The organism is Sodalis praecaptivus, assembly GCF_000517425.1.
Taxonomy (GTDB): Bacteria; Pseudomonadota; Gammaproteobacteria; order Enterobacterales; family Enterobacteriaceae; genus Sodalis_A; species Sodalis_A praecaptivus.
This window is the reverse complement of sequence record NZ_CP006569.1, coordinates 3,385,592-3,409,950: the sequence shown is the minus strand read 5'-3', so window position 1 is coordinate 3,409,950 and position 24,359 is coordinate 3,385,592. Positions and strand designations below refer to the sequence as shown.

Below are 24,359 nucleotides of genomic sequence, written 5' to 3'. Positions count from 1 at the left end.
GTTCCTGTTAAGACTTACTGGCGGTGTCAGGCTGCGGTTGTTCCGGTTGTTTTTCCTGGTCGGTCACTTCTTTCGGGGTGACCTGCATGCCGGGTTTCACCTTTTGCACGCCGGCGACGATGACCTTGTCGCCTTCTTGTAATCCGGCGGTGACTAACCATTTATCGCCGATGGCCTGCGGCGCCGTGATCTGGCGGATCGCGACTTTATTGTCGCTCCCGACCACCATGGCGCTCGCCTCGCCGCGGGGCGTGTGGGTGACGCCCTGTTGAGGCACGAGTAAAGCGTTTTCATTGATACCCTGGTCCAATTTGGCGCGCACAAACATACCCGGCAGTAGCGTATGCTGCGGATTCGGGAAAATAGCGCGCAGCGTAATGGAGCCGGTGGTTTCATCCACCGTGACATCGGAGAATTCCAACGTACCCGTCTGTGCATATTCGCCGCCGTTTTCCATCAACAGGCGCACCGTCGCTTTACCGTCATGCTGTTTCAACGTGCCGTTTTCCAGCTCTTGGCGCAGACGCATGAAGTCATTGCTCGACTGGGTGACATCGACATACATCGGGTCCAACTGCTGAACGGTCGCCATCGCGGTGGTTTGCGCGCTGGTGACCAAGGCGCCTTCGGTAAAGGCGGACTTGCCGATGCGGCCGCTTATCGGGGAGGTGACGCGGGTGTAGGCCAGATTGATGCGGGCGGTTTCCAGCGCCGCCTGCGCCGCCTGCACGGCCGCATCGTTTTGCGCCAGCGTCGCAACCGCCTGATCATAGTCTTGGCGGCTGACATAGCTGGTGGAGAGCAGTTTCTTATAGCGGTTTACCGTCACCCGCGCGATGCCGGCATTCGCCTGCGCCTGCGCCAAATCGCCCTTGGCGCTGTTATAGGCGGCCTGATAGGTGGCCGGATCGATTTGATACAAAGAGACGCCTGCCGTGACATCGCTCCCTTCGACGAAATTACGTTTCAGGATAATGCCATCGACCTGTGGACGGACTTCCGCGACCCGGAAAGCGGCGGTACGGCCCGGTAAGTCGGTGGTGACATTAAGCGCTTGTTTTTTTAGCGTCACAACGCCCACTTCGGGAGCCTGCTGCTGATTACCTGCCTGCGCGGCTTCTTTATTATCACAGCCTGCGAGAATAAAACTGCCGGAAAGCATCAGAACGGCCGCCAGAGGCAATAGCCCTCTGTTTTTGTTCATAGATAAACCCCAAGATTCCGATTTGAAAAAATTGATCAAGTGATCACAAGCCCCAAAGACAGTGCTGCGCGACATTTTTCGTTATGCTATGTTACATACATTCTTGAATGTATGTAAATCCAAAGACCACTCCAAAACGGCACTATGGCACGAAAAACCAAACGACAGGCTCAGGAAACCCGCCAGCATATACTGGACGCCGCAATTAAGGCCTTCTCCGAGAGAGGTGTATCCGCCACCTCGCTCAATGATATCGCGGCATTGGCCGGGGTGACGCGCGGCGCGATTTATTGGCACTTCAAAAATAAAGCCGAGTTATTTAATGAAATACTTCACACGGCTGACAGTAAGGTCCGAGATTTTGAAACAGAGTATCAGACAAAATATCCAGACAATCCACTTTATGTGTTAACCGAGACAATGATTTACATTCTTGACGCTACCGTATCCAATCGCCAGTGGCGCGAGCTTATGGAAATTGTGTTTCATAAATGCGAGTTTGTGGGTGAAATGGCGCTGTATCAAGAAGTGCGTTCGCAGCTTTTCGACGAATGTTACGGCCGGCTTGAGGCCACGCTCGGTCGCTGCATCGCGCAACGGCAACTGCCCGCGACCCTGCACTGCCGCCGTGCGGCGATCATGTTGCGCGCCTCTATGTCTGGCCTCATGGAAAACTGGTTGTTCATTCCCGGGAGCTTTGATTTGCAGGCCGACTCGCGCACCCTGGTTTTCGCGCTGATCGACATGTTGCGCATGAGCCCGATGTTGCGCTGCGAGCAACACGACGCCCCCCAAACCGTCTGACGGCGTGCCCAGGCAAAGGCGATCAACGTTTATTCCACCGTATCCGCTTTGCGCAAATAATCATTTTTGACAATCTCCAGCGCCGCCAGCACCAGCTCTGGTGCCAGTTCGTTCTTTTCAAGCAGCATAATCAAATCGACCGCCAGTTTGATTTCGGGGGATTCGTCTTCGAGGGTCACCTCGCGCTCCTGCTCAACTCAGGCTGTAAACTCAAGTATAGAGGATATTATTTACACTCTAAAAGATGAACAGGTAATCCATTTGTGCCGCCGGGCGAATTTTTTTTCTTATTCGCCCCGCTCGCGCCGCTCTATCTGGTATTCGAGACGGGTCAGCGCCTGCCGGCAACGCTGTAGACGGCCTTCCAGCGCGGCGATTTCCTGCTGCAACTGCCGCGCGCGGGACAGATCGTCCGCGGCGGCGAGCAGGCTATCGCGATCGCGGATCATCGCCAGCAGCCGCCGCTCATAGTCCTGATGCTCGGCCAGGCGGGCGTAAATATCCTCCGGTGCGGCGGCGGGGGCCGCCTGGCGCAGATTTTGCGTGGCCAGTTCACGGGAGAGCGCCAACATTTGATCGGTTAGCCGCTGGGCCAGCCAGGCCACGCGCTCGGTACGACCCTGTTCCACCGCGCTGGTCAAATGCGCAAGCGTTGCGCGGCTCTCGGACAAATAGTCGCCCAGGCGGTTGCCGCGGGTGCTAAAGAGCAGATGATCGAAACGGGATTGCTTCACAACAGGGTGTCCCTGGGCTTCGATGCGTACGGCTAAATCGTTTAGACGGGCGCCAAGAACGGTAATCAGTTGAGATGCGTGCACGCCATTTACCTGTAATGAATGACATCGGGGTCGACTTTTATGATAATACCCCGTCGTTTTCTGCGATGCACTGCATTAACGCGCGGAGGCGGCCGGTGCAGCTTGCGCCACGTCAATAATTGCCTTCTCTGCGTTTGCCGGAGGTTGCATTTTCGCGGCAGTTTGCATAGATTTGGGCGCTTTCGTGCGCGGTCAGTCTTATTTAGCCATGACAAGATCCGCGTTAATGATGAATAAAGGCTTTCCAGGCATACCCACTATGACCGCTACGGAACAACAATTAGCATTAATCAAGCAAAGCATAAAATCGGTTCCAGACTATCCGAAACCCGGTATTTTGTTTCGCGATGTCACCAGTCTGCTTGAAGATCCGCATGCCTATGCCGCCAGCATCGCCTTGCTGGCCGATCGTTATCGCGATGCAGGGCTGACCAAAATCGTCGGCACCGAAGCGCGCGGATTTTTGTTCGGCGCGCCGGTCGCGCTGGCGTTGGGGCTGGGGTTCGTGCCGGTGCGCAAACCCGGCAAGCTGCCGCGTGAAACCATTAGCGAAAACTACGTGCTGGAATACGGTACCGACAGCCTGGAAATCCATAAAGACGCCATCGTCCCCGGCGATAAAGTGCTGGTGGTGGACGATCTGCTCGCCACCGGCGGGACCATCGGCGCCACGGTAAAGCTTATCCGGCGGCTCGGCGGCGATGTGCAGGATGCGGCCTTCGTTATCAATCTGGCCGACCTCGGCGGTGAAACGCTTCTCAACGGTATCGGCGTAACGAGTTACAGTCTGGTGCTCTTCCCCGGCCACTGATGACAACAGCCTCGCGCTGCGATGTGAGGCTGTGTTAGCATGGCATTCTGTTCCTCCGACGTAAATCGCGACTCATGAGCTATCAGGTGCTTGCCCGTAAGTGGCGTCCGCAAACATTTGCCGATGTAGTAGGTCAGGAGCATGTCCTGACGGCGCTGGCGAACGGCCTATCATTGGGCAGGATCCATCATGCCTATTTGTTATCCGGCACCCGCGGCGTGGGTAAAACCACCATCGCCCGTCTTCTGGCGAAAGGGCTGAATTGCGAAACCGGTATCACCGCCACCCCCTGTGGCCAGTGCGATAATTGCCGCGAAATCGAGCAGGGCCGCTTCGTCGATCTGATTGAAATCGACGCCGCCTCGCGGACCAAAGTTGAGGATACCCGCGATCTGCTGGATAACGTCCAGTACGCGCCGGCGCGCGGCCGCTTCAAGGTGTATCTCATCGATGAAGTGCATATGCTGTCCCGCCATAGCTTCAACGCGCTGTTAAAAACGCTGGAGGAGCCGCCGGCGCACGTCAAATTTTTACTGGCCACCACCGATCCGCAAAAATTACCGGTGACCATTCTTTCCCGCTGTTTACAATTTCATTTAAAAGCGCTCGACGTCGAGCAAATCCGCGGTCAGCTATCGACGGTGTTGCAGCAGGAGCATATCGCCGCCGCGCCGCGCGCGCTGCAACTGCTGGCTCGCGCCGCCGACGGCAGCATGCGTGACGCCCTGAGCCTGGCCGATCAGGCTATCGCCATGGGGCAGGGGGAGGTCAGCGCTGAGGCGGTAAGCCTCATGCTCGGCACGTTGAACACCGAGCAGCCGCTGGCGCTTATCGAAGCGCTGGCCGACGCCGACGGCGGCGCGATGATGGCGCAGCTTGCGCAATGCGCCGCTCGCGGTATGGATTGGCAAGCTCTGCTCCTGGAAATGCTCTCTTTGCTACACCGTCTCGCGATGGGGCAGCTTTTGCCGGACCAACTCAACGATGAGGAAGACCCCGGCATCGTGCCGCGTTTGCGGGAATTGGCCCGTCGCCTTCCTCCGGCCGATTTGCAGCTGTATTACCAAACTTTGCTTATAGGGCGCAAAGAGCTGCCTTTCGCACCGGACCCCAGGATGGGGGTTGAAATGACCCTATTGCGCGCGCTGGCGTTTCATCCTGCCGCGGTGGAAGCGGCGGTGATACCCGCCAATGCGGAAAAAAAAACGGCTGAATTCAGCCCCGGCGCCGGCCAGGGTGGAGCTGCCGCCGGCGCAGCCGTCGCCTCAGAGGCCGCGTCCGCGGATCGCGTGACGTCGCGCGCCGGCGTTAATGTCTCCCCCCTCGCTAAGGGCCGGCCGGGCGCGGCACCGGACATAGCCCCCCTGGCGGCGTCTGAGAGGGTGCCCAGTCCCCATGGCGGGCAAGGGCGCCTCTCGGCGTCAGACAAGGCGGTAGGTGCCCAGGGGGGCGACGGGAGCGATAGCCCAACGCGCAGTGCGCATGCCGGCCATGTCGCTGGACAGGCGGCACCGGGGCATAAACCGGCCGCTGGCGTTTCTGCGCCAGCACCAGCGTTGACCGGCGGGCAGACCCCGTCTCTACCGGGCGGCGGCGCGGCCGCTACCCGGCAAGCCACTGCGGTTGACAGTGTGGATGAAAGCCTGATGGAGGCGTATGCCGCCAGCGGCTTCGATGATGATGAGGCGCAGGCTGAATGGCAGCCGGAGGCGGTAATGCCGGAAAATGCCGAGCCGCCCGCTCCGCCCCCCGGCGGCGATAGTCCATTGCCGGACGCGACCGCGCAGCTCTTGCAGGCCCGTACCGCCTTGCTGCGACGTCAGGAGAGCCAAAAAACAAAAAAGGCTGAACCGGCGCCGGCGCGCCAAAAAGCGGCCGTCAGCGCGCTGGAGCGGCTGGCCACCGTGGGCGAACGCGCCCAGCAGCGTCAGCCTGCCGCCGGACGGGAAGATTCGGTGAAAACGCCGCGACCGGAGGCTTACCGCTGGCGTGCCAGCCAGCAGCCAGAAGCTGAGCCGGCGCCGGTGACCACTCCGAAAGCGCTGCGCACGGCGCTGGAGCATGAAAAAACGCCGGAACTGGCCTTGTCTCTGGCGGAAGAAGCGCTGGAACGCGATCCCTGGGCGGCGCAGGTGCATCGGCTGGCGGTGCCCAAGCTGGTGCAGCAGCTTGCTTTGAACGCCTGGAAAGAAGATTTGGCGCCGGGCAAGGTCTGTCTGCACCTGCGCGCCTCGCAGCGTCATTTGAATTCGGCGACGGCGCAAAACGCCCTGCGCGACGCGCTCAGCGCCGATTTGGGCGCACCGGTTGAATTAACCGTAACGGAAGATGATAATCCGGCGATGAAAACGCCGCTGGAATGGCGCCAGGCGATTTACGAAGAGAAACTGATGCGGGCGCGGGAAGCGATGATGAACGATTCGCACATTCAAATGCTGCGGCGTTTTTTTGACGCCGAGTTGGATGAAGACAGTATCCGACCCGTATAACCCGCCGCGCTGCGGCAACATGCCGCCAGTGCGGCCCGACGCAACTGAGAGAGAAGACTATGTTTGGTAAAGGCGGAATGGGCAATCTGATGAAGCAGGCCCAGCAAATGCAGGAAAAAATGCAGCGCATGCAAGAAGAGATCGCGCAGCTGGAGGTGACCGGTGAGTCGGGCGCCGGCCTGGTCAAGATCACCATCAATGGCGCGCACAATTGCCGCCGTGTCGAAATCGATCCCAGCCTGCTGGAAGATGACAAAGACATGCTAGAAGATCTGATCGCCGCGGCGTTCAACGACGCCGCCCGCCGTGTCGCTGAAACCCAGAAGGAAAAGATGGCCGCCGTCTCCAGCGGCATGCAGCTTCCTCCTGGTTTTAAAATGCCGTTCTGATGCAAACCAGTCCATTACTGGAGGCATTGACGGAGGCCTTGCGCTGCCTGCCGGGCGTCGGGCCGAAATCGGCGCAGCGTATGGTTTTCCACCTGTTGCAGCGCGATCGCAGCGGCGGGATGCGCCTGGCGCAGGCGCTGACCCGCGCGATGTCGGAAATCGGCCACTGCGCCGATTGCCGCACCTTCACCGAACAAGCGATCTGCACTATTTGCGCGAATCCCCGCCGGCAGCAGTCCGGCCAGATCTGCGTGGTCGAAAGCCCGGCGGATATTCACGCCATTGAGCAGACCGGCCAATTCGCCGGGCGCTATTTCGTGCTGATGGGGCACCTGTCGCCCCTTGACGGTATCGGCCCGGACGATATCGGTCTCAGCCGGCTGCAGGAGCGGCTTGAGAGCGAGAGCCTCCAGGAGGTGATCCTCGCCACCAACCCGACGGTGGAGGGGGAAGCCACCGCCAATTACATCGCCGAACTGTGCGCGCATTACGGCGTGATGGCCAGCCGCATCGCTCACGGCGTGCCGGTTGGCGGCGAGCTTGAAATGGTGGACGGCACCACGCTGTCGCACTCGCTGGCCGGTCGCCACCCGATTAAATTCTAACCTCGCCTCAGGCCGGTTCGCCGGCCGTTTGCGCGCTTTTTTTTCTTACCGCTTGAAATCCCTTCGTCTTAACCCCATTTGTTCATCATTGCCGTCTTTAACCGCCTGTTTGGTCGCATTTGGATTGAGGTAAAACATGAGTATGAAAGGACAAGAAACCCGCGGATTCCAATCGGAAGTAAAGCAGCTGCTTCATCTGATGATCCATTCCCTTTATTCCAATAAAGAGATCTTCCTGCGCGAATTGATTTCCAACGCATCGGATGCGGCGGATAAACTGCGTTTTCGCGCTCTGTCGCAGCCGGATTTATACGAAGGGGACGGCGATTTGCGCGTTCGTCTGTCCTGCGATAAAGAGAAACGCACGATCACGCTCAGCGATAACGGTATCGGCATGCGCCGCGACGAAGTGATCGACAATTTGGGAACCATTGCCAAATCCGGCACCAAGGCCTTCCTTGAATCGATGGGATCCGATCAGCTAAAAGACAGCCAGCTTATCGGCCAATTCGGCGTCGGGTTCTATTCGGCGTTTATCGTGGCGGACAAGGTCACCGTACGCACCCGGGCCGCCGGCGCGAATGCCGACGAAGGGGTGTTTTGGGAATCCGCCGGCGAGGGCGATTATACCATTGCCGATATCGTGAAGCCGGAGCGTGGGACGGAGATTACCCTGCATTTGCGCGCGGGCGAGGACGAGTTCCTCGACGACTGGCGCCTCAAAAGCGTCATCGGCAAATACTCCGACCACATCGCGCTGCCGGTGGAAATCGAGACGCGGACTCAAAGCGACGAGGAAGGCAGTGACCAAGAAGGCAGCGACGAAGAGGTCGTGACCTGGGAAAAAATCAATAAAGCGCAGGCGCTGTGGACCCGTAACAAGGCCGATATCAGCGACGACGAATATAAAGAATTTTATAAGCATCTGTCCCATGACTTCAGCGACCCGTTAAGCTGGAGCCACAACCGCGTCGAAGGGAAACAGGAATACACCAGCCTGCTTTACATCCCGGCAAAGGCGCCTTGGGATATGTGGAACCGTGAGCACAAACACGGGCTTAAACTCTACGTGCAGCGCGTATTCATCATGGATGATGCCGAACAATTCATGCCGAACTATTTGCGTTTCGTGAAGGGGTTAATTGATTCCAACGATCTGCCGCTGAACGTGTCGCGGGAAATTTTGCAAGACAGCCGGATTACGCAGAATCTGAAAGGTGCGCTGACCAAACGCGCCCTGTCGATGCTGGAAAAGCTGGCCAAAGACGACGCTGAACAGTATCAATCGTTCTGGCAGGCGTTCGGGTTGGTGCTGAAAGAAGGGCCGGGCGAGGATCCCGCCAACGGTGAAGCGGTGGCCAAACTGCTGCGTTTCGCCTCGACCCACGGCGATAGCCCGGCGCAAACCGTCGCGCTGGAAGAGTACGTTGGCCGCATGGTGGAAGGGCAAGAGAAAATTTACTATATCACCGCCGACAGCTATGCCGCCGCCAAGAGCAGTCCGCATCTGGAGCTGCTGCGTAAGAAAGGCATCGAAGTGCTGCTGCTCTCCGATCGTATCGATGAATGGATGATGAGCTATCTGACGGAATTTGATGGTAAAGCTTTCCAGTCTGTCAGCAAAGCCGACCCCTCGCTGGATAAACTGGCCGATGAGGAAAACGAAGAGCAAAAAGAGGCCGAAAAGGCGCTTGAGCCTTTCGTTGAACGCGTGAAGACCTATCTCGGCGAGCGCATCAAAGAGGTGCGGCTGACCCATCGCTTGACCGATACTCCGGCGGTCGTCACCACTGACGCCAATGATATGACGACGCAAATGGCCAAACTGTTCGCCGCCGCAGGCCAGGCCGCGCCGGAGATCAAGTATATCTTCGAGCTGAACCCGGAGCACCCGCTGGTAAAACGCACCGCCGATCTGGCCGATGACGGCGCGTTTGGCGATTGGGTAGAGCTGCTGCTGGACCAGGCGTTACTGGCCGAGCGCGGTACCCTTGAGGATCCTAACCAGTTCATCCGCCGTATGAACCAACTGTTGAACGCCTAACGGTAGCGCGGCAAATCCTCCGATTAAGGGCGGATTTGCCGCTTTCTCTGCGCGCCACGGACGTTTTAGCCCCGAAATCATCGCCAGACTCTCGGCTTATGTCTGCGCTGCGCGCCGCGGACGTTTTAGCCGCGAAATCATCTCCAGACTCTCGGCTTGCGTCTGCGCTGCGCGCCGCGGACGTTTTAGCCGCGAAATCATCGCCAGACTCTCGGCTTACGTCTTCGCTGCGTGCCGCGGACGTTTTAGCCGCGAAATCATCTCCAGACTTTCTGCTTACGTCTTCGTTGCGCGCCACGGACGTTTGTGCCGCGTACGCGCTTAGGCCGCGCGGAACACGCCACCTACTGGTCTGGCGGGTGGTTTTCCCTGGCTGATAGGCGCTAAAAGTTTCCCTTTGCCACGATATTCCCGCGCCGCCAGCACGGTTTTGCGTTATGATCGGATGCGCCAGCGGTGGGCCGTTTTCCTCAGGCAAATCCGAAAGCCGCGGACAACCGCCGCCAACGATATCGGTTGCTTGAGGAATGCGTGCCGGTAGTGGTATGGTTTATCGTTTTTTTTCAGATTTTAAAAATACTTTTGGATTAGCAAGGGGATTGACGCAATGCGTATCATTCTGCTGGGCGCTCCGGGCGCTGGTAAAGGCACTCAGGCACAATTTATCATGGAGAAGTACGGCATTCCGCAGATTTCCACCGGCGATATGCTACGTGCCGCGGTGAAAGCGCAATCCGAACTCGGCAAGCAGGCCAAGGCGCTCATGGATGCCGGCAAACTGGTGACCGACGAGCTGGTGATCGCGCTGGTCAAAGAACGTATTAAACAAGACGACTGCCGCCAGGGTTTCTTATTGGATGGGTTTCCCCGTACCCTTCCCCAGGCGGATGCCATGAAAGAGGCGGGCATCGCGGTGGATTATGTGCTGGAGTTCGCGGTGCCGGATTCGCTTATCATCGACCGTATTGTCGGTCGCCGGGTACATGCGCCTTCGGGCCGGGTTTATCATGTGAAGTTTAATCCGCCTAAACAGGAAGGCAAGGATGACGTCACCGGCGAGCCGTTGACCACCCGCAAGGATGATCAGGAAGACACCGTACGCAAGCGTTTGGTGGAATACCATCAACAGACCGCGCCTCTGATCAACTACTACCGTAAAGAAGCAGATGCAGGCAATACCCGCTATTTCACCATTGACGGCACCCGCAATGTGAACGAGGTCAGCGCCGAGCTGGCCGCTATCCTCGGCTGATTGACCGCCGAATTTTAGGCCGTTGTTGCCCTCGTCAAGCAGCGGCGTATGCGGAAACGGTGGCCGACGTCGATGACCTGCGCGCCGCCCGCAGTGCTCGGCTGGCGCACGGGCCTGAATGGCCGCTACGGCAATCCCCCTTTTCGCCGTGTGGGCCGTCTATCGGCTGATGCAAGGACGGCAGTGAGCCTGACGGGCGCTCGTCTCGCTTACCGGGCCGATCGAGTCCAGGGGCCGGCGCCGGGCACGACGGCGGTGTTGCTTATGCTCGGGCGCAGGCCGTAAGCCGGTTAGCGGCGAAGCGTGCCGTCGGTAGGAGCCGCCAGGCGCTGGTCTGGGCGTTTTGCTGGCGACCCGCTTTCCCACGTCTTACCCTCCAACGACGCACTTTCACCCTACGACCCGCGAACGGTGCGTCCGCGAAGGAATGACGCCATCGCGTACGACACGCCTGCGCGCCGGCGACGTCCAGAGTGCGCTGCATCAGACATCACCTATTGCAATGATAATGGATGATAACCATTCTCAAAGGCCGCTTTTCCGCTACAATACCTTCTCCGACAGCGGGTGTAACCCTGATAAATTCATGGAGTTAGCGCCAGCGACGAATTGATAAGGAAACGGCAATGAGGCAGGAAAAATACGGCGTATTGATGGTCAACCTGGGCACGCCGGAAGCCCCCACCCCCAAGGCGGTCAAGCGCTACTTGGCCGAATTCCTCAGCGACAGACGCGTGGTGGACACACCGCGCGCGCTGTGGTTACCGCTGCTGTACGGCGTGATCCTGCCGTTGCGTTCGCCGAGGGTGGCAAAACTGTATCAAAGCATTTGGATGGCAGAAGGGTCGCCGCTTTTGGTTTACAGCCGTCGTCAGCAGCAGGCGCTGGCCGCCAGCCTGCCGGATGTCGCGGTGGAACTGGCGATGAGCTATGGCCAGCCGGCGCTGCCGCAGGCGCTGGCGCGGCTTCTCGCCCAAGACATCACCCGGCTTATCATCCTGCCGCTGTATCCGCAATATTCCTGCTCTACCAGCGCCGCGATTTGGGATGCGGTGGCGCGCAGCCTGAAGGGTTACCGCCGCTTACCGTCGATAAGCTTCATTCGCGATTACGCGGCGCATCCGGCGTATATTGCCGCGCTGAGCGCCAGCGTTGCGCAGGCGTTTGCACGGCACGGCAGGCCGGATCGCCTGGTGCTCTCTTTCCACGGTATACCGCAGCGCTACGCCGAAGAGGGAGACGATTATCCGCAGCGGTGCGATGTCACGCGCCAGGCCCTGGCCGCGGCGCTGGATTATCCGGCCGAACAGGTGCTGATGACTTTTCAGTCGCGCTTCGGCCGCGATCCGTGGTTACTGCCCGCCACGGATGAAACGATGAAAAGCCTACCGTCGCAGGGGGTGAAGCGGGTGCAGGTGATTTGCCCCGGTTTCGCCGCCGATTGCCTGGAAACGCTGGAAGAGATTCAGGTACAAAATCGGGAAATATTTGAACATGCCGGCGGCAGCGCGTTCCATTATATTCCGTCGCTGAACGACGATGCGGCCCATGTGGAGATGCTGCGTCAGCTGGTAATGGCGGAGCTGCGATAACTGTCCCTGGACGCCTGCGGCCGCCCGTGGTCAAAGCCAGCCCATGTTTGCGGCTGCCGATGCTTGCCACCTGCTCCCGCCCGCGCGGCCCTAAACCGCGCAGGAAGGCTGCAGGGGCGTTTGCTCCATTTCCCGCTGCAGCAGCGCAATCATACTGTTGGCGATTTCCCGCTCCCCCATCACCACCTGCGTGGCGCCGCGCTCGGTGATGTAGTCCACCTCATCGTCGTAATGTGCGCGGACGATGATGGTCAAATCGGGGTGTTGTTCGCGCGCCAGCGCCACAATTTCTCCCGCCTCAAAACCGTTGGGAATGGTCACGAGCAGCCAGCGGGCGGTGTCCAGCCGCGCCAGCGCCATAGTCTCGGCCCGTGCGGCGTTGCCCAGCACCACATTGATCCCCTGATCACGCAGCGCATCCACGCGGGCGCGGGTGTTTTCCACCACCACCATCGGCACGCCCGCCTGTAGCAGCTTTGCTCCAATCAGGCTGCCCACGCGGCCATAGCCCACCAACAGCGCGTGGTGGCTTATCGACGGCGGTAGCGGGGCATTCTCCTCCTGCTGTGGTTCACTGGCATCGCTTTCATTATCGTAGCGGGTCAGATAGCGCTCCAACAGCGCGAACATCAGCGGGTTGATCATGATTGACAGAATAGCGCCGGCCAGGACTAAATGGCGTCCTTGTTCGGAAAGCATGTTGAGCGCGATACCCAGACCGGCGAGAATAAACGCGAATTCCCCGATTTGCGCCAGGCTAACGGCGATGGTTAACGAGGTGCGCAGCGACAGGCCGAACAGCTTGACCAACGCGAAGGCCGCGGCCGATTTTCCCAGCAAGATAATGGCCAGGGTCGCCAGCACCGCCAGCGGCTCGCGCAGCAGAATTGTGGGGTCGAACAGCATGCCCACCGAGACAAAAAACAATACCGCAAAAGCGTCGCGCAGCGGCAGCGTGTCGTGAGCGGCGCGATGGCTGAGTTCGGATTCGTTTAACACCACGCCGGCGAAAAAGGCGCCAAGGGCAAAGGAGACGCCAAAGAGCTCTACCGCGCCGAAAGCAATGCCCAGCGCCAGCGCCAGTACGGCGAGGGTGAACAATTCACGGGAGCCGGTGCTGGCGCTCTTGGCCAGCACCCACGGCACCAACCGGCGGCCCACCACGATCATCAGGGTAATAAAGGCGACCACTTTACCGATAGTCAACGCCAGCTCGCGCCAGAGTTGCGCACTGCCGGTACCCTGGGTACCGAGGATATCGCCGAAAGCAGGCAACAGCACCAGCGTCAGCACCATGACCAAATCTTCAACGATAAGCCAACCGATGGCGATTTGGCCGCGGCGGCTGTCAATCAGCTGCCGTTCCTCCAGGGCGCGCAGCAGCACTACGGTACTGGCGGTAGACAGGCACAGCCCAAACACCAGACCGTTGAGTAACGTCCAGCCCATGACGGAGGAAAACAGCATGCCCAGGAGCGTCGCCACCGCAATTTGCGCGATGGCGCCCGGAATGGCGATGTGCTTCACCGCCATGAGATCTTTTAAGGAGAAATGGAGCCCGACGCCGAACATCAATAGGATCACCCCCAGCTCTGCCAGCTCAGGCGCCAACGACGTATCGGCGACGAACCCGGGAGTAAAAGGACCGACCAGCACGCCGGCGGCCAAATATCCCACCAGCGGGGAGATACGCAACCGATTTGCTGCTATCCCGAGCAAAAATGCCAGGACGAGCCCTCCTACAATGGTATTGATGAGCGGCGTGGCATGATGCATCAGGACTCCTCTGTCATCGGTAGATACAAAGTGTTACATATTCAGTTTAGGGGATCTTGCCTATGAGTGAACGTTTTTTTACTTAAAATTGACAAATAAAATGAAATGAAGGAAAAAAACGGTAACGCGCCATTTCTCACGGCAAATCCTGCGTCGCGGCCTGGCGGTGAGCCTGGCGCTGCGGCCGGATTTTGCTTTGCCCCCGCGTGCAGCGCAATAAAATTTCGCTACGACTCGCAAAAAGGCCGCTGTTTCGGCGGCGCAGGCCCACAATGGCGGATTTTCCGCCGTTTAACTGCGCCAACAAGGTTTAAAACGGCGACGCCGCGTGAGCGGCGGCCATTGACGCCGCCTGCGCCGGAGAAAGTTAGGAACTGGGGTTAAACCTCGCGTTTGGCGATATCGGCAAACAGAGCATCCAGCGACTTTTGCAAATCCGCCGGCGCCAGCTCGATATCCAGGCCGCGCTTGCCGCCCGAGACAAACATTGTCGCGAAGGCCTGAGCAGGCGCATCAATGACCGTCGGCAGGCGTTTTTTCTGGCCAAGCGGGCTGATGCCGCCGACCAGGTAACCGGTGGTTTTCTGCGCCAGCTGCGCATCGGCCATTTCCGCTTTTTTGGCGCCTAGGGCGCGCGCGACTTTCTTCAAATCCAACTGCAGCGAAACCGGGGTGACCGCCACCGCCAGCTGCCGCGCTTCCCCGTTCAGGCAGACCAGCAGGGTCTTATAAACGCGATCGGCGCTCAGCCCCAGTTTTTGCACCGCTTCCTCGCCAAAATGGGTTTCGTTGGCATCGTGCTCGTAGGCATGCAGGATAAAAGGAATGCGTTTTTTTTCCAATAACGTGACCGCGGGCGTCATGACGGGATCCTGATGACAGAAGTTCAGGCGTTCAGGGTAGCGCAAGCGGCGCAACGGGTAAATGCTGCGCGACGGCGCTCATTGCCGCAGTAGACCCGGCAGATTATCCGCGCCGTAAAGATGCAAGGCGCCCACCGCGACCACATAGGTGCCCGGCGGCAATTGTTGCAGCGTGGATTTCCAGCGATGATTGCGATCGGTCATCAGGTAGCTGTACAGATCGTGACTGAAGGTGGAGGGAAAAGCCTGGCGGACGTCCACCGGCCGACTCTCCAACCACCAGCCGATCATCACCTGTAGCAGGCGCGCGTTGGTATGCCAATGCGTTAGGGTATCGGCCAGCAGCGCCACGCCCTGATCCGGCAGCCGGCGCAATAGCGCCAGCTGTTCCTCCGGCCCCTCCAGTTCGATAACCGGTTGGTCGTTGGCGCGCGCGGCCTGGATCAATTGATAATCGATGCCGAAATCGGCGCGTAACCCCAACCGCTCTGCCTGGCGCGATTGCAGCAGCAGGGCCACGTGCCAGGGGGGCAGACCGTCAAGCGCCGCGAGATCCAACTGATAGTCTTCGCTCAATTGGCATACGCGATCATAGTGGGCAGCGCTGAGTCGATTCGCCAGCGGGATTTGCGCCTCGCCGATGCTCGTTAGCGGCGGGCTGGCGGTGATGTCCGCCTCCACGATAAGCGCCTGGGCCCGTTCAAGGCGTTCCAGCAGGCGCGCGGGCAGGGGCGCCATCGCCGACGTTCCCATATGTATACTGCCCACTAGGTGAAATTGCCGCCCCGATGCCAGGCTGACATCCATACCCGGCCAGGGAAACGTCGCCGGCGTTAAATCGCCCAGCAGACTCGCCAGGCGCCGTAATACCTTTCTCATGCCTATCGCTCCGGTGCTCATTTGTTCGCTAAGGGTAGCATGAAGCACCGGGGGGACGGTCAGGAATCTGCCGCCGCCGGTTTCACCCGCGCGCCGGCGTCGACGGCGGTGGCGGGTTTGAAGCGGATGAGTCGGTTGGCGTTGCTCACCACGGTAATGGAGGAGAGCGCCATGGCCGCGCCCGCTACCACCGGGCTGAGCAGCGTGCCGGTAAAAGGAAACAAAATTCCGGCGGCAATGGGAATACCCAGCGCGTTGTAAAAGAACGCGCCAAGCAAGTTCTGTTTCATGTTGCGCAAGGTGGCGTTGGCCAGCGCCAGCGCATCGGCCACCCCGTGCAGGCTGGCGCGCATTAAGGTGATGGCGGCGGTTTCGATCGCCACGTCGCTCCCGCTCCCCATGGCAATGCCGACTTCCGCTTGCGCCAAAGCGGGCGCATCGTTGATACCGTCACCTATCATCGCCACCCGGTGCCCCTGGCGCTGCAACGAGACGATCGCCGCCGCTTTCCCGTCGGGCAGAACGCCGGCAATCACTTCGTCGATGCCGACCTTATCGGCGACCGTCCGGGCGGTGTCGGCGTTATCGCCCGTTAACATGACAAGCCGATATCCCGTCGCCCGCAGCCGCTGTAGGGCCTCAGCGCTGTCGTGGCGCAGAGGATCATGCACCGCCAACAGCGCCGCCAATTTGCCGTCCACCGCCATTAGTACCGGCGTGGCGCCCTGTTGCGCCCAGTAACGCCGCCGCGCTTCGCCCGCCGCGGTGTCCACCCCTTGCTGCGCCAGCAACGCGGCGTTGCCGAGTAGCACCTGCTGCCCCGCCAGACGGGCGCTGACGCCAAGGCCGCGCAGCGTGCGGAATTGTTCCGGCTGGGTCAGCGCCGGCGCGTCATTTTCTTGTTGCGCGCGCGCGCGAATGGCATGCGCCAGCGGATGACCGGATCCCTGTTCGATAGCCGCGGCCAGCATCAGGGCGGGCTGGCTCTCCCAGCCGCTAAAGGGCTCGATAGCCACCACTTGGGGCCGACCCTCGGTGAGGGTACCGGTTTTATCGAATACCAGCGTATCGATTTGGCTGGCCTGTTGCAGCGCATCGGCATCGCGCACCAGCACGCCGAATTCCGCGGCGCGGCCGACGCCGGCAATAATGGACATTGGCGTTGCCAGGCCCAGCGCGCAGGGGCAGGCAATGATGAGCACCGTCGTGGCGACCACCAGCGAATAGGCAATGCGCGGTTCCGGTCCGGCCAGCCACCAGAGGGCGGCGCTCGCCAGCGCGATAGCCACCACGACGGGTACAAACACGGCTGAAATTCGATCGGCCAGTTGTCCCATGGCGGGTTTGCTGCTCTGCGCCTGCCGCACCAGCCGGATGATTCTGGCGAGCGTGGTCTGATTGCCGGTAGCTTGGGCGGTGAATAACACGCTGCCGTCCGCCACAACGGTGCCGGCATGCACCCGATCGCCGGCCTGTTTATGCCGCGCCGCCGGCTCGCCGGTCAGCATGGACTCATCCAGCCAGACTTCACCCTGGAAAATATCGCCATCCACCGGCACCCGGTCGCCGCTGGTCAGACGCAGCGTCATCCCCGGCGCTACCTGCGCCAGCGGCGTCAAATGCTCCCGATCGTCCACCACGACCCGTGCGCTGGGCGGCGTCAGATCCAACAGCCGCGCCAGCGCGCCGGATGCATGCTGGCGCGCGCGGCTCTCCAGGGCGTGGCCGAGATTAATCAAACCGATAATCATGGCGCTAGCTTCAAAATAGAGGTGCCGGGCCAGGGTGGGAAACGCCTGCGGCCAGACCACCACGCTGATGGAATAAAGCCAAGCGGCGCCGGTCCCGAGCGCGACCAGCGTATCCATCGTCGCGCTGCCGTTGCGCAAACTGTTGGCGGCGCTACGGTAAAAGTGGCCGCCGGCGACGACCATGACCACCAGCGTTAGCAGGCCCACCGCCAACCAGGGTAGGCGGGTGGCGGGCGTCAGCGCCATGCTGCCGCCCAATAACCCCCAGGCCATCAGCGGTACACCGAGCGCCAGCGCCAGCGCCGACTGTCGGCTATAGCGCCGCGTCGCCCGCTCAGCGGTTTGCTGTTGCCGGCGGCGCCGTTCCTCCTCATCCTGGACCACTTCGGCGCCGTAGCCGGCCTGTTGCACTGCCGCGAGCAAGGCGTGAGGGGCCGGCGATCCCATCACCAACGCGCTGCGTTCGGCCAGATTGACCCGCGCCCGCGTCACGCCGGGCACCGACGCCAACGCGCGCTCGACCCGCGTCACGCAGCTGGCGCAGCTCATGCCGTCGATAAGTAATTGCAGGCTATCGTCCGCCGGCGACCGCGCGCGGAAGTCCGTCGGTGGCGCGCTGGCGTGCGCCGAAACCGTTTTCGCCGCTGCCGGGGGTTCCGGCACTTCGCTATCGTCCGTCAGCGGCGCGGTTTTGGGGCGGCGGACGCCTCGGCCTGCTGCGCCTGATAGCCGGCCTGCTGCACCGCTGCGATTAGCGCGCCGGCGGCGGCGCTGCCGGTAACCTGGGCGTGGTCAAGGGTCACTTCGGCGTGGGTAACACCCGTTACCGCTTCCAGCGCCTGTTTCACCCGATTGATGCAATGGTTGCAGGTCAGGTCTTGCAAATCTAATTTAATCATCGTTGACATCATTCACTCCCGATTTATCAAGAGGCCTGCGGTGCCGGCGATCGCCCGCGATGTGTATCGGGCAAAACCGTTCAGCAGGCTAGGCTATGACAAACAGCCTAGACCTTCCCGCTGGGGCAAGGTCAAGTCTTTATGACGGAAGATAGCCTGTTCTCGCCAGAACGCGCCTCGTCGGAGGGGAAAACGTCATACCGGGTGATTGGCTTTCGTGTAGCAATTTGCGGTGTTGACCCGATCCCGTTTCACGGCCGAGGGAATATAGTCCAACAACCCTGTGATCTCGAAGGTTAAGCGCGATTGTATAAGCACGGGGACGGCCGTCGCCCGCCGGCGCGAAAAGCCGGCCAATGCGGCGCTATAGATGCAATGCATAGGCAAAGGGCTATTGGCGTCTGTCGTTATTGTTGATACCCACTCCATCTTCAAATCGAGCCATCGTTATTGCAACATCAAGGATGATAAGGAAATCGTTATGGCAATATCTGTTAAGGTCGACATCGGTCAGCAGCCGCTGGCAATCAATTCCTCGCGCATTGGCCGCCTGCTCAGCGCGGACAAAGACTACGCCACGCATATCGGCATTTGGGATCGTATTAAAGATTACTTCCGTCCCTACAACAAATCGGAAGTCCTAGAGCATCTTTATCACTTGATTCACAGCGACAATACGCCCATACCCCAAGACGAAGAGGGCAAATTTGCCCATCTTCATGTCGCTCTTAATGCTTTTGCCAATCTTAAAGCACTCGCCAAAGACGATGACAAGGCGTTATTTCAGGTCAAAGAGAACCATTATCGCGGGGTTGATTTCTATATTGGCGCTACCTGCGTTAAATCGCTGGATAAACACCAGCCGGACGACTCTCCGGTTTCCCTTTTAGCGGCGTATTATCTGCAACAGGTCAATCGGCATCCGGAGGTGAAATCGAGTATCGGCCAAACGGTGCAGGATATCCTGGCAAACGATACGCAAACGGCGTGGGGAGAGACGGCGCCGTCGCGCTTGTTGATCGATATGTGGCGTTTAAGCGGTGAAAGCATCATAGACGGGCAGCCTATTTTTAATGGTGTCACCCGTATGACGGAGGAAGAGATCACCGACGCTACGAATAGGCTTTATCATAAACTGACGCCGCTACAACGCGCGGCGCTGGTTGAAGTGGGTAGCCAAAGCGGCTTTGCCGATGTCAACCTGGGACTGCAAAGCTTTCCCAATGCGTTTATCGAGCATTTTGCCCTGGGGGGGATTTCCACCTCCGTCGCACTGCAATATCACCCGGAGAGCGCTGAACTATCGGTACGTCAGATTACGCGCCGGCTGATGAACGATGAGGAGCATCAGCATTTCGTCATCAACGGCCCGAAGCCGGATATTTATCCGCACCTGCAAATGGACGTGGCACTGACTATTTCCGCCGAGGGTCAAGTTGAATGCGTGGATTTTCACGCCAGTGAGCATGTTGAGACGGCGCGCTACCCTGCCGGCGCGACTCTTGGTTGAGTTCTCTGCCGAGGGAAGCGCAACGGTGTGAGGTGTCAAACTGGCAAGTTTCCTGCGGGGAAGGGGGGAGTGATAATGCTCGGTTGACGGGGGGCCCGCTATCGAGTAATCCGGCGTCCCCCTCTTCGTCTTTAATGGTGGGGCGGCACAACGTTCCCGAGGCATTTTCTGGCGCTTCACCAAATATCGCGAAAGGGGGGTAACGCACCGTTGGCCAAATCCTAACATCTTGACAGGCGGTTGGAATACCCGCGCCGCGATGCGCTAGACTAATAGTCATTGAGCGCTGTTTTGAGGCAGGCGTAAGTCCAAGTGTAGGTACAGGCGCAGAACAGGTGCAGGTATAGTGGGAGGTGTTTGCACAGCAGGCACGCATAGTACAGTTTCAGGTATAGTGGGAAGTGTTTGCACGGTAGGTGCGCACGCATAGTACAGTCGCAGGTATAGTGGGAAGTGTTTGCACGGTAGGCGCGCACGCATAGTACAGTCGCAGGTATAGTGGGAAGTGTTTGCACCCTAGGCGCGCATAGTACAGGTGCACGTATAGGGGGAAGTGCTTGCACAGTAGGCGCGCAAAGCACAGGGCGCGGCGGCTTGTGATAGGCAATGCCGGCGGATCCCACGGCGCGCGTGCCTGAGTAGGTGGGACGCGACGATGGCGGCTATCTTCAGGGGGAATGATGAATATCAGTAGTGTGGCAAAAAAAACCGGGCTCACCCCCAAAGCGATTCGTTTCTACGAACAGAAAGGGCTGGTGTCGCCGCCTGCGCGCCGGGAGAACGGTTATCGCAGCTATAACGCCCGCCATCTTGAAGAGCTGACGCTGCTGCGTCAGGCACGGCAGGTGGGATTCACTCTGGAAGAGTGCCGGGAACTGGTGGCGCTGTTTAACGATCCCGGTCGCCACAGCGCCGATGTCAAACGCCGGACGCTGACGAAGGTGCGGGAAATTGAGGCGCATATCGCCGAATTAGACCAGATGCGCCAGCATCTGCTGGCGCTGGCGGCCAGTTGTCCGGGCGATCAAGGCGCAGAGTGCCCCATTATGGACAACCTTGCGGGCTGTTGTCACCGCCCACCCTCTGTGGAATCAGCGCATTAAGCCGCAACGGCTAACGCATTCGTTTCTGCGCGGTGACAATGCCGGTAGGCGGTGCTTGACGCGGTTAATGGCCGTTATGACGTTCTGCATTGGCGCGATCATGACGCTCGCCGTTTGTTCGTGCTGAGGCGATGCAACCGTAATACCCAAGCCCGTTTTCCCTTGCAGCCGGGGTGCGCTCGCCGTTTTCCCAATGCCGCCGCGATGCGACTTCGATAGCCAGAGCGACGCTATTGTGCGACGGCGCGGCGCACGCGCAACGTAATCCCCTCCGTCGCGTACACTTCCACCCAGGTACCCGCCGGTAAATCCTCGCTGGCCTGGACGCGCCAGGTGCTGTCGCCCACGCGTAATCGGCCGAACCCGTTGATGATAGGCTCGGACAGCCGGGTGCGCAGCCCGATGAGCTGTTGGCCGCGCTGATTCAACGCCGATGCCGGACGCGTGCGATCCCCGGCGCGCAGGCGATACCACCACAGCCAGGCCGAGCCCACGGTAAGCACGGCAAAAATCGCGCCCTGCCACTCCCAGCCAAGCGGTACCAGCCACGTCAGTAGCCCCACCAGCAGCGCGGCGATCCCGCTCCATAGCAAATAGCCGCTCGCCCCCAGCATTTCCAGCGCCAGCAGCAGGCCACCCAGGATCAGCCAAAAATTGTGCGGGTGCGCACGTATCGCCTCTACTATCATCCTTTGCTCCGGCCGGACTGACTTTCTTTGACGAGTTCAGCGATGCCGCCAATGGCGCCAAGCAGATTGCTGGCGTCCAGCGGCATCATGATGACTTTACTGTTGCCGGCGGAGCCGATTTTTTGCAGCGCGTCGGTATATTTTTGCGCCACGAAGTAGTTGACGGCCTGGATATTGCCGGCGGCGATGGCGTCAGAAACCATCTGCGTGGCCCGCGCTTCCGCTTCGGCGGCGCGTTCACGGGCCTCGGCCTGCAAAAACGCCGACTGCCGCTCGCCCTCGGCTTTCAGGATCTGCGACTGTTTCTCCCCTTCGGCGCGCAGGATGGCCGACTGGCGTACCCCTTCCGCCTCCAGAATATCGGCGCGCTTGGTTCGCTCCGCTTTCATCTGGGCGTTCATCGCGGCAATCATTTCCGCCGGCGGGCGCACATCGCGGATCTCGACGCGGGTGACCTTGATGCCCCAGGGATTGGTCGCTTCATCCACGATTTGCAGCAGCCGGATGTTGATGCTATCGCGCTGCGACAGCATTTCATCCAGCTCCATGGCGCCCAGAACGGTGCGGATATTGGTCATGGTGAGATTGAGGATCGCTTGCTCGAGATTACTGACTTCATACGCGGCGCGTGCGGCGTCCACCACCTGGATAAAACAGACGGCGTCAATGGTGACGTTGGCGTTATCCTTGGAGATGATCTCTTGGGAAGGAATATCCAATACCTGTTCCATCATATTGATTTTACGGCCGATGCGGTCCATAAACGGCACGACCAGATTCAGGCCGGGTTTCAGCGCCTGCGTAAAGCGGCCGAATCGCTCAACCGTCCATTGATAGCCCTGCGGTACAATCTTGATACCCGCCGCGACCACAATCAAGGCGAGCACGACCAGAACGGGAATGACCATTAACATAGGTGAAGACTCCTTTTCAGTGCCAGAGAATAACGCGCCGGGCAACCCGCCTGCGCTCTGCGGCGGGATTGGTGTTATAGAAGAGAAGATACAACAAAGCGCGCAAGGTTACAGTGATTCACGCAATAAAAGGGACCGGATCGTTACCGTTAAGCGACCCCAGGCGCGTTTTTTGCGATCTTTGCCGCCGGCGCATAAGGCCGGACGGCAAAAGAGGACAGGCGTTCGTCATGGCGCGCCTGGCGTTCAGAAAGGTTTAATACAGCAGGGAGTATAGTTGGCGACGGTATTTCCCCGCCAGCGCATCGCCGGTGCCCAGCGCCGCCAGAATGTCCATTAGGATTTTACGCGCTTCGCCGTCGGCGGCGCCAAGATCGTTTTTCAAATGGCCCATCAACAGCTCCAGCGCTTCCTCATTACGGCCCACCTGATGGAGCTGAAGGGCTAGCTGTACCGCCAGCGCGGCATCGTGCGGCGCAAGTTGCACCTGTTGTTGCAACTGTTGAATTTCCGGCGTATCCGCCGCCTGGCGCAGCAGCTCGATTTGCGCCAGTAAACCCTGGTAGCGCGTATCTTTATCCTGTAGCGGGAACTGGTCCAGCACCGCCTGCGCATCATCGGGACGATTGAGTTGCAGATAGGTTTCCGCCAATAACAGGCCGGCTTCGCTGGCGGGCTTGGGTTCCTGCCACAGCGCTTTCAAAAGCGGCAGCGCCCCGGCGAAATCCCCCGCCTGCACCAGCGCCGTGGCCTCCTGCAATTGCAGCTCGGCGGGATCCGGCAAAGCGCGGGTCAGCAACTCGCGTACCGCCTCTTCCGGTTGGGGCCCCTGAAAACCGTCAAGCGGCTGACCCTCCTTGAACAGATACACGGTGGGAATGGCGCGCAGGCCGAATTGGGCGGCGACATGCTGCTGTTCGTCGCAGTCTACTTTCGCCAGCACGAATTGCCCGGCGTATTCCTGCGCCAACTTGTCCAGCACCGGCGTTAGCTGCTCGCAATGCGGGCTGCGCTGGGACCAGAAATAGAACAGTACCGGCACCTGCATGGATTGTTCCAGCGTTTGCTGCAGGTTGGTTTCGTTAATTTCAACTACCGTGGCGTTTAACATGCAATTTCTCTCAATGGTTTTGGCAATACATGGGGGCGGGCGTGCCGCGCTTCAATGCTTGCCGCGTAAAAGCCAATCCAGACAGCGCCCTGGCAGGAGGCGACGCAACCCCGTTAGCGCGTGCGCCACCAGGGTAACCGGATAACGTAATCTGGCCCGAGGACTTTCCAGCGCATGGCGCAATTTCGGCAACACGGCCTCCGGCGGCAGCGTAAAGCGTCGGGCGATAGCCGGATTGGTCACCGGCTGATCGGTCCGGGTGTGGGTCAGGTTAGTGCTAAATGACGTGGCGATGGGACCCGGTTCAATCAGGCTGACCTGCACGCCGCTGCCGTACAGCTCCATGCGCAGCGTGTCCGACCATGCTTCCAGGGCAAACTTGGATGCAGCATAGGCGCCCCGGCCCGGCGTGCACACCAGCCCCATGACCGAACTGGTCTGGATAATCCGCCCCTCGCCATGAGGTACCATGGCAGGCAGTAGCCGCCGGGTCAATTGATGAATACCGAACAGATTAGCGGAAAATTGCTGTTCCAGCTGACTCCGGCTTAACGTGTCAAGTCGGCCATACATACCGTAGCCCGCATTATTGAAGAGTCCGTACAACCGGTTGCCGGTCAGCCGCAACACCTCATCGGCGGCGGCGTCAACGCTTTGCGGGTCGTCCAAATCCAGCGCCACGGCCTCAAAGCCCTCCGTTGCCAGCCGCGCCACATCACGGGTTTGGCGGCAGGCGGCCAATACCCGGTAGCCGCGCGCGCGCAGATAGCGGGCCGCCACCAGGCCGATACCGCTGGAGCAACCGGTAATCAGCACGGCTTTTTGCATAACTTTACCCAAATTGCGCTCTCCTTGC

Annotated in this window: 20 protein-coding genes and 1 pseudogene; 10 read left to right on the top strand and 11 right to left on the bottom strand. The window is 59.7% G+C overall.

Annotated features, from left to right (window positions below; genetic code table 11):
• Positions 1 to 7 precede the first annotated feature (7 nt).
• Positions 8 to 1,204: an efflux RND transporter periplasmic adaptor subunit gene (locus SANT_RS15220; RefSeq protein ID WP_025423131.1), complete on the bottom strand. Its 1,197-nt coding sequence runs from the start codon at positions 1,202 to 1,204 to the stop codon at positions 8 to 10.
• A gap of 144 nt (positions 1,205 to 1,348) precedes the next feature.
• Between SANT_RS15220 and acrR the strand changes: the two genes are divergently transcribed.
• Positions 1,349 to 2,008: a multidrug efflux transporter transcriptional repressor AcrR gene (gene acrR, locus SANT_RS15215; RefSeq protein WP_025423130.1), complete on the top strand. Its 660-nt coding sequence runs from the start codon at positions 1,349 to 1,351 to the stop codon at positions 2,006 to 2,008.
• A 29-nt stretch (positions 2,009 to 2,037) separates the two neighbouring features.
• Here the strand turns inward: acrR and SANT_RS23515 are convergent, their stop codons facing one another.
• Positions 2,038 to 2,187, bottom strand: a complete 150-nt coding sequence (locus SANT_RS23515; protein ID WP_071882037.1) for a DUF2496 domain-containing protein — start codon at positions 2,185 to 2,187, stop codon at positions 2,038 to 2,040.
• A gap of 108 nt (positions 2,188 to 2,295) precedes the next feature.
• Complete coding sequence (priC, locus tag SANT_RS15210) at positions 2,296 to 2,826, bottom strand: primosomal replication protein PriC (protein ID WP_025423129.1); 531 nt, start codon at positions 2,824 to 2,826, stop codon at positions 2,296 to 2,298.
• Between the two features lie 259 nt (positions 2,827 to 3,085).
• Between priC and apt the strand changes: the two genes are divergently transcribed.
• The 7 genes from apt (at position 3,086) to hemH (ending at position 12,008) form a co-directional block, all read left to right on the top strand.
• Positions 3,086 to 3,637, top strand: coding sequence for an adenine phosphoribosyltransferase (gene apt, locus SANT_RS15205; RefSeq protein WP_025423128.1), 552 nt, complete (start codon positions 3,086 to 3,088; stop codon positions 3,635 to 3,637).
• Positions 3,638 to 3,711: 74 nt separating this feature from the next.
• Positions 3,712 to 6,126 carry a DNA polymerase III subunit gamma/tau gene (gene dnaX, locus SANT_RS15200; protein ID WP_025423127.1) on the top strand — a complete coding sequence of 805 codons (2,415 nt, stop codon included), beginning with the start codon at positions 3,712 to 3,714 and terminating at the stop codon, positions 6,124 to 6,126.
• A 59-nt stretch (positions 6,127 to 6,185) separates the two neighbouring features.
• Positions 6,186 to 6,515 (top strand): YbaB/EbfC family nucleoid-associated protein, encoded by a 330-nt coding sequence (locus SANT_RS15195; protein WP_025423126.1) that lies wholly within the window; start codon positions 6,186 to 6,188, stop codon positions 6,513 to 6,515.
• Positions 6,515 to 7,120, top strand: coding sequence for a recombination mediator RecR (recR, locus tag SANT_RS15190; RefSeq protein ID WP_025423125.1), 606 nt, complete (start codon positions 6,515 to 6,517; stop codon positions 7,118 to 7,120). The genes SANT_RS15195 and recR overlap by 1 nt, the downstream gene beginning before the upstream one ends.
• 142 nt (positions 7,121 to 7,262) lie before the next feature.
• Positions 7,263 to 9,164 (top strand): molecular chaperone HtpG, encoded by a 1,902-nt coding sequence (gene htpG / locus SANT_RS15185; protein ID WP_200867251.1) that lies wholly within the window; start codon positions 7,263 to 7,265, stop codon positions 9,162 to 9,164.
• Between the two features lie 607 nt (positions 9,165 to 9,771).
• Complete coding sequence (gene adk, locus SANT_RS15180) at positions 9,772 to 10,416, top strand: adenylate kinase (protein ID WP_025423123.1); 645 nt, start codon at positions 9,772 to 9,774, stop codon at positions 10,414 to 10,416.
• Positions 10,417 to 11,042: 626 nt separating this feature from the next.
• Entirely contained in the window at positions 11,043 to 12,008 is a 966-nt protein-coding gene (hemH, locus tag SANT_RS15175; RefSeq protein WP_025423122.1) for a ferrochelatase, read from the top strand.
• Between the two features lie 90 nt (positions 12,009 to 12,098).
• Here hemH and ybaL read toward each other — a convergent pair whose 3' ends face one another.
• From ybaL to copA, 4 genes and pseudogenes are all read right to left on the bottom strand, one after another.
• Entirely contained in the window at positions 12,099 to 13,784 is a 1,686-nt protein-coding gene (ybaL, locus tag SANT_RS15170) for a YbaL family putative K(+) efflux transporter (protein ID WP_025423121.1), read from the bottom strand.
• 380 nt (positions 13,785 to 14,164) lie between these two features.
• A complete protein-coding gene (ybaK, locus tag SANT_RS15165) occupies positions 14,165 to 14,647 on the bottom strand; it encodes a Cys-tRNA(Pro)/Cys-tRNA(Cys) deacylase YbaK (protein ID WP_025423120.1) in 483 nt (160 codons plus the stop codon).
• 78 nt (positions 14,648 to 14,725) lie between these two features.
• A complete protein-coding gene (locus SANT_RS15160) occupies positions 14,726 to 15,526 on the bottom strand; it encodes a TraB/GumN family protein (protein ID WP_025423119.1) in 801 nt (266 codons plus the stop codon).
• Between the two features lie 59 nt (positions 15,527 to 15,585).
• Positions 15,586 to 18,185, bottom strand: a pseudogene (gene copA, locus SANT_RS15155) (copper-exporting P-type ATPase CopA).
• Positions 18,186 to 18,657: 472 nt separating this feature from the next.
• Here copA and SANT_RS15145 point away from each other — a divergent pair.
• Together SANT_RS15145 and cueR are read left to right on the top strand one after the other, a co-directional pair.
• Entirely contained in the window at positions 18,658 to 19,686 is a 1,029-nt protein-coding gene (locus SANT_RS15145) for a hypothetical protein (protein WP_081730516.1), read from the top strand.
• A 680-nt stretch (positions 19,687 to 20,366) separates the two neighbouring features.
• The gene (cueR, locus tag SANT_RS15140; protein WP_025423117.1) at positions 20,367 to 20,789 is read left to right on the top strand and encodes a Cu(I)-responsive transcriptional regulator; all 423 of its coding nucleotides are present in this window, start codon (positions 20,367 to 20,369) and stop codon (positions 20,787 to 20,789) included.
• A 230-nt stretch (positions 20,790 to 21,019) separates the two neighbouring features.
• On the opposite strand, the gene SANT_RS15135 is transcribed toward cueR, so the two are convergent.
• The 4 genes from SANT_RS15135 to SANT_RS15120 form a co-directional block, all read right to left on the bottom strand.
• Positions 21,020 to 21,478 carry an NfeD family protein gene (locus tag SANT_RS15135; RefSeq protein ID WP_038668653.1) on the bottom strand — a complete coding sequence of 153 codons (459 nt, stop codon included), beginning with the start codon at positions 21,476 to 21,478 and terminating at the stop codon, positions 21,020 to 21,022.
• Entirely contained in the window at positions 21,475 to 22,392 is a 918-nt protein-coding gene (locus tag SANT_RS15130) for an SPFH domain-containing protein (RefSeq protein WP_025423115.1), read from the bottom strand. The genes SANT_RS15135 and SANT_RS15130 overlap by 4 nt, the downstream gene beginning before the upstream one ends.
• 256 nt (positions 22,393 to 22,648) lie before the next feature.
• Positions 22,649 to 23,503 (bottom strand): co-chaperone YbbN, encoded by an 855-nt coding sequence (locus SANT_RS15125; RefSeq protein ID WP_025423114.1) that lies wholly within the window; start codon positions 23,501 to 23,503, stop codon positions 22,649 to 22,651.
• Between the two features lie 51 nt (positions 23,504 to 23,554).
• Positions 23,555 to 24,331: an SDR family oxidoreductase gene (locus SANT_RS15120; RefSeq protein ID WP_025423113.1), complete on the bottom strand. Its 777-nt coding sequence runs from the start codon at positions 24,329 to 24,331 to the stop codon at positions 23,555 to 23,557.
• Between the last annotated feature and the right edge of the window lie 28 nt (positions 24,332 to 24,359).

What these genes read in the sequence shown, in the direction of transcription:
- SANT_RS15125 (WP_025423114.1), bottom strand. Translation starts at nt 23,503, where the DNA reads ATGTTAAACGCCACGGTAGTTGAAATTAACGAAACCAACCTGCAGCAA.
- recR (WP_025423125.1), top strand. Translation starts at nt 6,515, where the DNA reads ATGCAAACCAGTCCATTACTGGAGGCATTGACGGAGGCCTTGCGCTGC.
- adk (WP_025423123.1), top strand. Translation starts at nt 9,772, where the DNA reads ATGCGTATCATTCTGCTGGGCGCTCCGGGCGCTGGTAAAGGCACTCAG.
- apt (WP_025423128.1), top strand. Translation starts at nt 3,086, where the DNA reads ATGACCGCTACGGAACAACAATTAGCATTAATCAAGCAAAGCATAAAA.
- SANT_RS15220 (WP_025423131.1), bottom strand. Translation starts at nt 1,204, where the DNA reads ATGAACAAAAACAGAGGGCTATTGCCTCTGGCGGCCGTTCTGATGCTT.
- SANT_RS15135 (WP_038668653.1), bottom strand. Translation starts at nt 21,478, where the DNA reads ATGATAGTAGAGGCGATACGTGCGCACCCGCACAATTTTTGGCTGATC.
- SANT_RS15160 (WP_025423119.1), bottom strand. Translation starts at nt 15,526, where the DNA reads ATGAGAAAGGTATTACGGCGCCTGGCGAGTCTGCTGGGCGATTTAACG.
- acrR (WP_025423130.1), top strand. Translation starts at nt 1,349, where the DNA reads ATGGCACGAAAAACCAAACGACAGGCTCAGGAAACCCGCCAGCATATA.
- SANT_RS15130 (WP_025423115.1), bottom strand. Translation starts at nt 22,392, where the DNA reads ATGTTAATGGTCATTCCCGTTCTGGTCGTGCTCGCCTTGATTGTGGTC.
- ybaL (WP_025423121.1), bottom strand. Translation starts at nt 13,784, where the DNA reads ATGCATCATGCCACGCCGCTCATCAATACCATTGTAGGAGGGCTCGTC.
- cueR (WP_025423117.1), top strand. Translation starts at nt 20,367, where the DNA reads ATGAATATCAGTAGTGTGGCAAAAAAAACCGGGCTCACCCCCAAAGCG.
- SANT_RS15120 (WP_025423113.1), bottom strand. Translation starts at nt 24,331, where the DNA reads ATGCAAAAAGCCGTGCTGATTACCGGTTGCTCCAGCGGTATCGGCCTG.
- hemH (WP_025423122.1), top strand. Translation starts at nt 11,043, where the DNA reads ATGAGGCAGGAAAAATACGGCGTATTGATGGTCAACCTGGGCACGCCG.
- htpG (WP_200867251.1), top strand. Translation starts at nt 7,263, where the DNA reads ATGAAAGGACAAGAAACCCGCGGATTCCAATCGGAAGTAAAGCAGCTG.
- dnaX (WP_025423127.1), top strand. Translation starts at nt 3,712, where the DNA reads ATGAGCTATCAGGTGCTTGCCCGTAAGTGGCGTCCGCAAACATTTGCC.
- ybaK (WP_025423120.1), bottom strand. Translation starts at nt 14,647, where the DNA reads ATGACGCCCGCGGTCACGTTATTGGAAAAAAAACGCATTCCTTTTATC.
- SANT_RS15145 (WP_081730516.1), top strand. Translation starts at nt 18,658, where the DNA reads ATGGCAATATCTGTTAAGGTCGACATCGGTCAGCAGCCGCTGGCAATC.
- SANT_RS15195 (WP_025423126.1), top strand. Translation starts at nt 6,186, where the DNA reads ATGTTTGGTAAAGGCGGAATGGGCAATCTGATGAAGCAGGCCCAGCAA.